Annotated in this window: 4 protein-coding genes and 1 tRNA gene; 3 read left to right on the top strand and 2 right to left on the bottom strand. The window is 41.0% G+C overall.

The window, feature by feature from the left end:
* Positions 1-154 precede the first annotated feature (154 nt).
* Positions 155-229: transfer RNA gene (locus tag AACZ11_RS12705), tRNA-Val, on the top strand.
* A gap of 58 nt (positions 230-287) precedes the next feature.
* Here the strand turns inward: AACZ11_RS12705 and murF are convergent.
* Positions 288-1,568 (bottom strand): UDP-N-acetylmuramoyl-tripeptide--D-alanyl-D-alanine ligase, encoded by a 1,281-nt coding sequence (gene murF, locus AACZ11_RS12700; RefSeq protein WP_290624787.1) that lies wholly within the window; start codon positions 1,566-1,568, stop codon positions 288-290.
* Positions 1,569-1,638: 70 nt separating this feature from the next.
* Positions 1,639-3,315 (bottom strand): gliding motility lipoprotein GldJ, encoded by a 1,677-nt coding sequence (gene gldJ / locus AACZ11_RS12695; RefSeq protein ID WP_290624788.1) that lies wholly within the window; start codon positions 3,313-3,315, stop codon positions 1,639-1,641.
* 212 nt (positions 3,316-3,527) lie between these two features.
* Here gldJ and porU point away from each other — a divergent pair, with 212 nt between their 5' ends.
* Together porU and AACZ11_RS12685 are read left to right on the top strand one after the other, a co-directional pair.
* Positions 3,528-7,439: a type IX secretion system sortase PorU gene (gene porU, locus AACZ11_RS12690; protein ID WP_339832684.1), complete on the top strand. Its 3,912-nt coding sequence runs from the start codon at positions 3,528-3,530 to the stop codon at positions 7,437-7,439.
* 35 nt (positions 7,440-7,474) lie between these two features.
* Positions 7,475-7,855: PorV/PorQ family protein (locus AACZ11_RS12685; protein ID WP_339832682.1), on the top strand; the 381-nt coding region annotated here is incomplete at its 3' end.

Genomic DNA, 7,855 nt, shown 5'->3' with positions numbered 1-7,855 from the left:
TGCAGAAAACAAAAATCGATATGGGCGCAGCCCATGGGATTGTATTTGCAGTCGTAGGTTCAGAATTGTTTTAAGCAAATCAATTTTTAAATTAAAATATAGGATAAGATGTTTCGAGGATTTTTTATTTTCGATATCTTTGGAACCCCTTAACGGGCCATTAACTCAGTTGGTTCAGAGTGTCACGTCGACAACGTGGAAGTCATTGGTTCGAATCCAATATGGCCCACAAAAAAATCCATCTTTTTTAGATGGATTTTTTTATGTCTGAAAAGGAAAATCCTTCGTTACAAAAGTTCCAGTATTCGTTCCAAAGCCATACCTCTTGATGCCTTTATAAGTATGAGGCTGTCTTTTGGTTTTATGGATGGGAAGATCTTCTTGAAGGCATCGAACGTTTCAAAACGATGAATAAAAGATGCGTTGGTATTTGTTTTGACAAAATTACTGCCTATTAGGTATGCCTCACCAAAAGCATGTTCTTCCAAATAAGAAACGATATATTGATGTTCGGTAGGGGCATCATCGCCTAATTCAAACATATCACCCAGATACATAATTTTATTAGTTCCGGTCGCTTGTTTCATATTTTCTAGCGCCGCCAACATGCTGGTAGGATTTGCGTTATAGGCATCCATGATAATAGTATTGCTTCCTTTCGCAATAAGCTGGGATCTATTATTGGTGGGGATGTATCCTTCTATAGCCTGTTTTATTTTTTCTGATGAAACACCAAAGTGTTCTCCAATACTTATCGCCGCAGCGATGTTATGAAAATTATAAGACCCAATAAGATTGGTCTGGAGCTTCATTTTATTGTACTCTACAAGTAGTTTATTGGATGCTTCCTTTAATTGAACAATAACGTCCTGAGAGGATTCACCAAAGGTGATACGCTGCATTTTTTTTGTAAGCTCAAGTTGTTTTTCATCATCTGCATTCACAAAAACCGTCTTTTTGTGAGTATCAAGGTATTGATAGAGTTCAGACTTGCCTTTAATAACACCTTCGATGCCTCCAAAGCCTTCCAAATGGGCTTTTCCAAAGTTTGTGATATATCCGTAATCGGGCTGTGCAATCTCGCAGAGGGCCGCTATTTCCTTTCGGTGATTAGCTCCCATCTCAACGATGCCGATCTCGGTGGATGCGTCCATGGAAAGGAGTGTGAGGGGCACCCCTATATGATTGTTGAGATTTCCTTTGGTGGCGACGGTCTTATATTTTTGAGTGAGGACGGCATTGATAAGTTCTTTTGTAGTTGTCTTGCCATTGCTTCCGGTGAGCGCAATTATGGGAAGTCCCAACTTTTTTCGGTGGTACGCAGCAAGTTTTTGTAAAAGAGAAAGCGAGTCTCCATGTAGAATGGTCTCACCTGTGTTCTTATGATAGCGTATATCATCGACTACCACCTTGTAGGCTCCCTTGTCCAATGCTTCCTGGGTAAATGTGTTTCCGTTAAAATTGTCTCCCTTAAGTGCAAAGAACAAACAATTTTTAGTGATGACACGTGTATCTGTGCAAACACCTGAACTTTTTAAAAAAGTGCGGTAAAGAGTTTCTATTCGCATGTATTAAAAGTACTAAAAAAGCCCTTTTGGCATCTTGCTAAAAGGGCTTTCTTTTTAAAATTTATGACGTTTAATTTCTTGGACGTTTTCCTTTTTTGGATTTTGATCCCACACGAGACATTGCACATCTAAACCCAATATAATCGGTTGCCATATCCTGAGGGAAATAACGACGTTGAGCCGGATCTAACCAATAATCACGATCTCTCCACGAGCCTCCTTTATACACTCGAACTTCGTTGTCGATTAATGTGGTCCTGTTGGAGGATTGATCGTATTTGCGTTCTAAGGTACCTGTACTATCTGCATATACCTTATGCTTTGGTGAATTGTACATTCTCTTGGTATCATCTCCTTCGCCTTCGCCTTCATCTGCAAACGACTGGTAATATCTTGTAGAACGTTTATCACCATCACGATAATCTCGGTTATCGCTGTCTGAGAAGTTGGTTCTTAAATATGTCTCAGTTTCATCTACAGGAACTTGTAATATTTCTCCGGGTAGATTTCTCGCAATAATTTTACCATTACTCAAGGTATCATACACAATGGAATCTGCGGTTATGATTTTAACCTTTCCATCTTTATCAATGGCGTTCTTGGTGTAAACGTTACCACGATAGTAGTTGAAATCGTTAAACTCGTCATCAACGATAGGACGATATACATCGGCAACCCATTCTGCAACGTTTCCGGCCATGTCATAAAGACCATAATCATTAGGCTCATAGGATTTTACTTCAGCGGTGATATCGGCTCCATCATCACTCCATCCTGCAATTCCTCCGTAATCCCCGTCGCCTTGTTTGAAGTTGGCCAATTGATCTCCCCGTGTTCTTCTAGAACCGGAACGCGTATATTGACCATCCCATGGATATTTTTTTCTGCCTCGGTAAACGTTGTAACTGCGCAATCCAACAAGTCCTAAAGCAGCATATTCCCACTCAGCTTCGGTTGGAAGTCGGTAGTCCGGTAAAAGCAAACCATCTTTTCTTTGAATGTATAGGTTAGTGCTGTCTTCACTTCTTTTCAGTAATGCTTCCGAACGCTTACCGCCACGTGTTATGGAATCACTACCGCCGTACGTTTGGGTAGGGGCATTAAGATAAGTGTCGGTGTTGAAGGTTTGACCTGGCTCAACATCATATCGGGCATTACGAGCTGTAATTCCCTCTTCTTCCAAGATAAGTTCGTTTACACGATCTGTTCTCCAATTGCTGAATTCTACAGCTTGAATCCAACTCACACCCACGACCGGGTAATCGGCGTACGCCGGATGACGAAGGTAATTATTGGTCATTACTTCATTATAACCTAAACGGTTTCTCCACACAAGGGTGTCTGGCAGTGCTCCTTCGTATATTCTTCTAAAGTTTTCGTCTTCGGGCGGGAATACTCCTTTGATCCAGTCTAAGTATTCCAAATACATTAAATTGGTCACTTCAGTCTCGTCCATGTAGAAAGATTGAACGTGCTGCTGTGTCGGGGTGTTGTTCCAATCGTGCATAGGATCATCCTGCACTTTTCCCATAGTGTATGTTCCACCTTCAATAAAAACCAAACCGGGGCCGGTTTCTTGTTCCTTTGCTTTTGGGTTGTACTGGAAACCACCTTCTTTGGCGTTCATTTTCCAACCGGTAGCCCTTGAACTGTTTTTGTAGTCTCTAGACTTGTTGCAACTTACTAAAAGTGATACTGCAATTACTGCAATAAATAGCTGTAATGCTAGGTTTTTTCTAAAGTTCATAGTTTCAAAATATGAAAAAATTGGGTTCGCAATATAACAATTAACGATAAAAGTGCAATAATATTTTACACATTAATGCACTGTAAGGTTCGACCGCCTAAAAGCGACCGTGATAGTAACGTACTACTTCAATATTTATTTTATGCAAATGTTAGCATAAAAAAGTTTAAAACAAAAACAATACTAAGTGTATCTTTGAAGCGTTATTGCTTATGATGAAAAGAAAATTATCTTTACTGCTTTTAATAGTGCTGCCATTCAGTATACTAGCGCAGCAAAAAAACTTCACAATAGATTGGGAGGCTTCAAAAGAAGGTGCTTCTGTCAACACTGTAAAAAGAAATAATGGCGCTGTAATTGTAAGGGAGCAGATTGCCTCTATAAATTTAACCGTTACTAAAACCAGGCTCAGCTACGAACAACAGTGGCGAGATACAGGTTTTGCCGATCCAAATTCTATTGCCGTCTCCGGTATTCAATATGAAGCACTTTCGGCAGATGAGTTAAAAATGATCGATATAAAACAAGTACCTAAAGCCCTTATATACAACATTGAAAGTTCCAGAGGAGGGGATATGATCTATACCATGTTTTCAATTTCTCCGGTGGTCAATGGCAACAACGGGCTGCGAAAAGTTCGCTCTTTCACGGTATCTTACACGTATAAAAGCGAGAACCGTTCTAGTAATAGGATGCCTATTGCAAACTCGGTGCTGGCTACGGGAAATTGGTATAAATTCAAGATTGAAGAAACAGGGGTCTACAGGGTAGATAAAAGTTTTTTGTCTGATCTAGGGATGAATACCGACGGGATCGATCCTAAGAATTTAAAAATATACGGTCATGGAGGAAAGGCACTTTCTCAATTAAATGCAGACAATGAGCCCATTGATCTGCCAGAGACCGCCATTCAGGTGATAGGCGAGGAAGACGGTTCTTTCGATGCAGGCGATTTTATTCTTTTCTACGGCATAGGTATAAAAGGGTATGACGCTCAAAATGACACCAATGAAAATCCGTATGCCGATGAATCCTATTATTATGTGACGGCTGATGGAAGTCCAGGAAAAAGGGTGCAAACCATGACAGAGCCAACGGCACCTGCCACAAATCCTCCCATTACTGTATTTCACGACTACAAATTTTTTGAAGAAAACGAGGAAAGTCCTTCAAAAGTAGGTAGACGCTGGTTTGGTAACCGTTTTGATATTGAGAATGAACAATCTTTCGAATTTTCCTTTCAGAACATTGTTTCCGGAGTGCCCCTTCATATAAAGGTAAAAGCAGCAGCGGCTGCGGAAAACACTACCTCCATGGCAGTGACTATTAATGGAAGTAGCGTTAACCCTCTTGTATTCTCGTCTACCGGCCAAACTTTATTAATATCTACAGCAAGTTTTGATACTCAACTTGACCAAGTAATCATTCCTGCTTCCGGAGAAACCGTTACCGTGGATCTTACTTATAACAACGGGGGTAACCCTTCAAGTATCGGGTACTTAGATTATATAAGCGTGGAAGCACTGCGCCAGCTGGTAGGTGTGGATGGTCAATTACAGTTTCGGAATAATTCGGTAAGAACCCTTTCCGGTATTAGTGAATATCAAATTGGAAATGCCTCACAGTTCTCACAAATATGGGATGTGACGTATCCTGAAGCGATTTCAGCAAAACAGAACGAAGGCAGTAGTCCTTCCATGGCCTTTAAAGCCGTTATGGGAGAACTTCGAACATATGTTGCGGTCAATCCAAATGATTATTATGTGCCTAGCAAAGGAAATGTGACCCGTGTAGCCAATCAAAATTTAAAGGGGACGATCTTTTCAGATGGTTCCGGTAATTTTAAAGACGTAGATTATTTAATTGTAACGGCTCCTTTCTTAATTCAGCCTGCCCTGCGTCTGGCAAATCTTCACCAAACTGTCAATGGTTTGAACGTTAAAGTAGTTACAACCGATCGCATTTATGAAGAGTTCAATTCGGGAAAACAAGACATTGCTGCCATTCGAAATTTCGTTCGATATGTGTATGAAAATGCATCTTCACCCGATAAACGTTTGAAGTATCTGTGCTTATTAGGCGATACTTCAGTAGATTACAAGAATAGGTTTGCTAACAACAACAATATAGTACCTACATTTCACACCTTGTTGAGTACAAGTTCATCCAATTCATTTATGAGTGATGACTACTTCGGAAACTTAGACAGTAACGAAGGTACCATTGGAGGGGAGGTCCCCATTCCCTTCACTAACGATAGATTTATTGATATTGACAAATTGGATATTGCTGTTGGAAGGATGATCGCAGACGAGGTGCTCGTGGCAAATCAGCTTGTGGACAAAGTTGAGAATTATCTGTCTAAGAGTTCTTATGGGAATTGGCGTACCAACTTCGTTTTGATATCGGATGATGTTGATGAGGAATATGAATATGAAGATCTAGAAGTGAATCTCGACCGATTGGGTGATACCATTTCGGCTCAGAAACCCTTCATTAATGTAAAAAAGATCCACAGTGACGCTTATCAGCAGGAAAGTTCGGCAGGTGGGGATCGCTATCCTGAAGTAAAGGAGGCCATCAAGAACGCGATTGAAGTGGGGGCCTTGGTAGTAAACTATTTCGGACATGGAGGTGAGGATGGCTTGGCGAAGGAATTTATTTATACGAAGGATGTGGCGACCGGACTCCGAAATAAAGATCGGTATCCTTGCATCATTACTGTGACTTGCGAATTCACAAAATTTGACAATCCCTTTCGTGTCACCGCCGGCGAACTAACATTTTGGAATCGGGAAGGAGGTGCCATTAGTCTTATTACAACCACAAGGTCCATCTTTGTGTCATTGGGTGTGGAGTTCAATCAGAAACTCGCATCTCAACTCTTCGGCTTTGGGACAACCGATTACAATACCCCTGCAGAATCCTTACGTCGTTCCAAGAACAACATATCAAATAACCTTAGACGCGTGGTTTTTTACATTGGGGATCCTGCTTTGCATCTTGCCTTTCCGGCTCCCGAAGTGCGTTTAACCGAGTTGAACGGAGTTCCCATTGGTCAAGCGACAGATACGCTTAAAGCATTGGGACGTGTTCGTATGAAAGGCGAAGTTGTGGATGAATCAGGCGCCTTGCTGTCTAACTACAACGGGATTGTGGAAGTAAAACTTTTCGATAAGAACGTCCAACGTCAAACCTTGGGGAATGACGGCGTACGTGATAATCCGCCAAATGGTCCCTTGCTTATTTTGAATTTCACTACTCTAGGAGAGATCCTTTTTAACGGTCAGGCGACGGCTACCAATGGTGTATTCGAATTTGAATTTGTAATGCCTAGGGATACCCAAATACCCATAGGAACAGGTCGTCTTAGTCTGTATTCACAAGAAAATGGCGCATTGGTTGATCAAACGGGTTATAATTTAGATTTGAAAGTGGGAGGCTTAAATGAAAATGCCGCCGAGGATAACGAAGGGCCGCTCATAAGGTTGTTTATGAACGACGAGAGTTTTGTTTCCGGGGGGATTACAAACGATTCGCCCATATTGATTGCAAAATTGGAAGACGAGAACGGGATCAATACGGCTAGTGGTATAGGACACGATATGATTGCTATCTTGGATGGTGATGAAGCAAATCCTTTTGTGGTCAATGAATACTATCAAGCCGAGGTAGATGATTTTACCAAAGGAAAAGCGACCTACAGGTTAAGAGACTTGGAAGAAGGCTTACATACCCTAACCTTTAAAGCCTGGGACGTCTATAACAATTCCTCGACAGCCGAAATTCAATTTATTGTAGCGGGCGATGAATCTCTGGAAATTACTCGGGTGCTCAACTACCCGAATCCATTTGTGAATTATACCGAATTCTGGTTCAATCACAACCGTCCTTTCGAACCATTGGAGGTGCAAGTACAGGTCTTTACAGTTACCGGAAAAGTGGTTTGGACCAAAAATCAGATCGTAACCACAGATGGCTTCTTATCACGGGATATCGTATGGAACGGACTGGATGATTTTGGGGATAAAATTGGAAAAGGAGTGTATGTATACAAGATTACAGTGAAATCTACGTTAACCAATCAGCGGGTTGAAAAATTCGAAAAACTGGTTATCCTTTAAATATTAAAAATTATATTTGTCAAAATTTATACCTCATGAAGAAATTTCTGATACCAATATTGGTTGGTTTAGTAGTATGTAACGTTTCAGCACAAGACAATTCCACAGAAGAACAACGAGTTATCACCACAGCGGTGCCTTTTATATTAATTGCAGCCGATGCCCGCGCAGCAGGTTTAGGAGATATTGGGGTCACGACTTCAGCAGATGCATTCTCACAACAATGGAACCCGGCAAAATACGCTTTTGCAATTTCAAAGCAAGGGGTAGGGGTAACGTATACCCCATACCTAAGTAAATTGGTAAATGACATCTTCTTAGGAAATCTTACCTACTATAACAGGATTAACGAGCGTAGTGCTGTTGCCGCGAGTTTGAGATATTTCAGTACAGGAGAAATCGAACTGCGAGAAACA

This window comes from uncultured Altibacter sp., assembly GCF_963972995.1.
GTDB lineage: Bacteria > Bacteroidota > Bacteroidia > Flavobacteriales > Flavobacteriaceae > Altibacter.
This window is presented reverse-complemented; position numbering and strand designations above follow the sequence as displayed.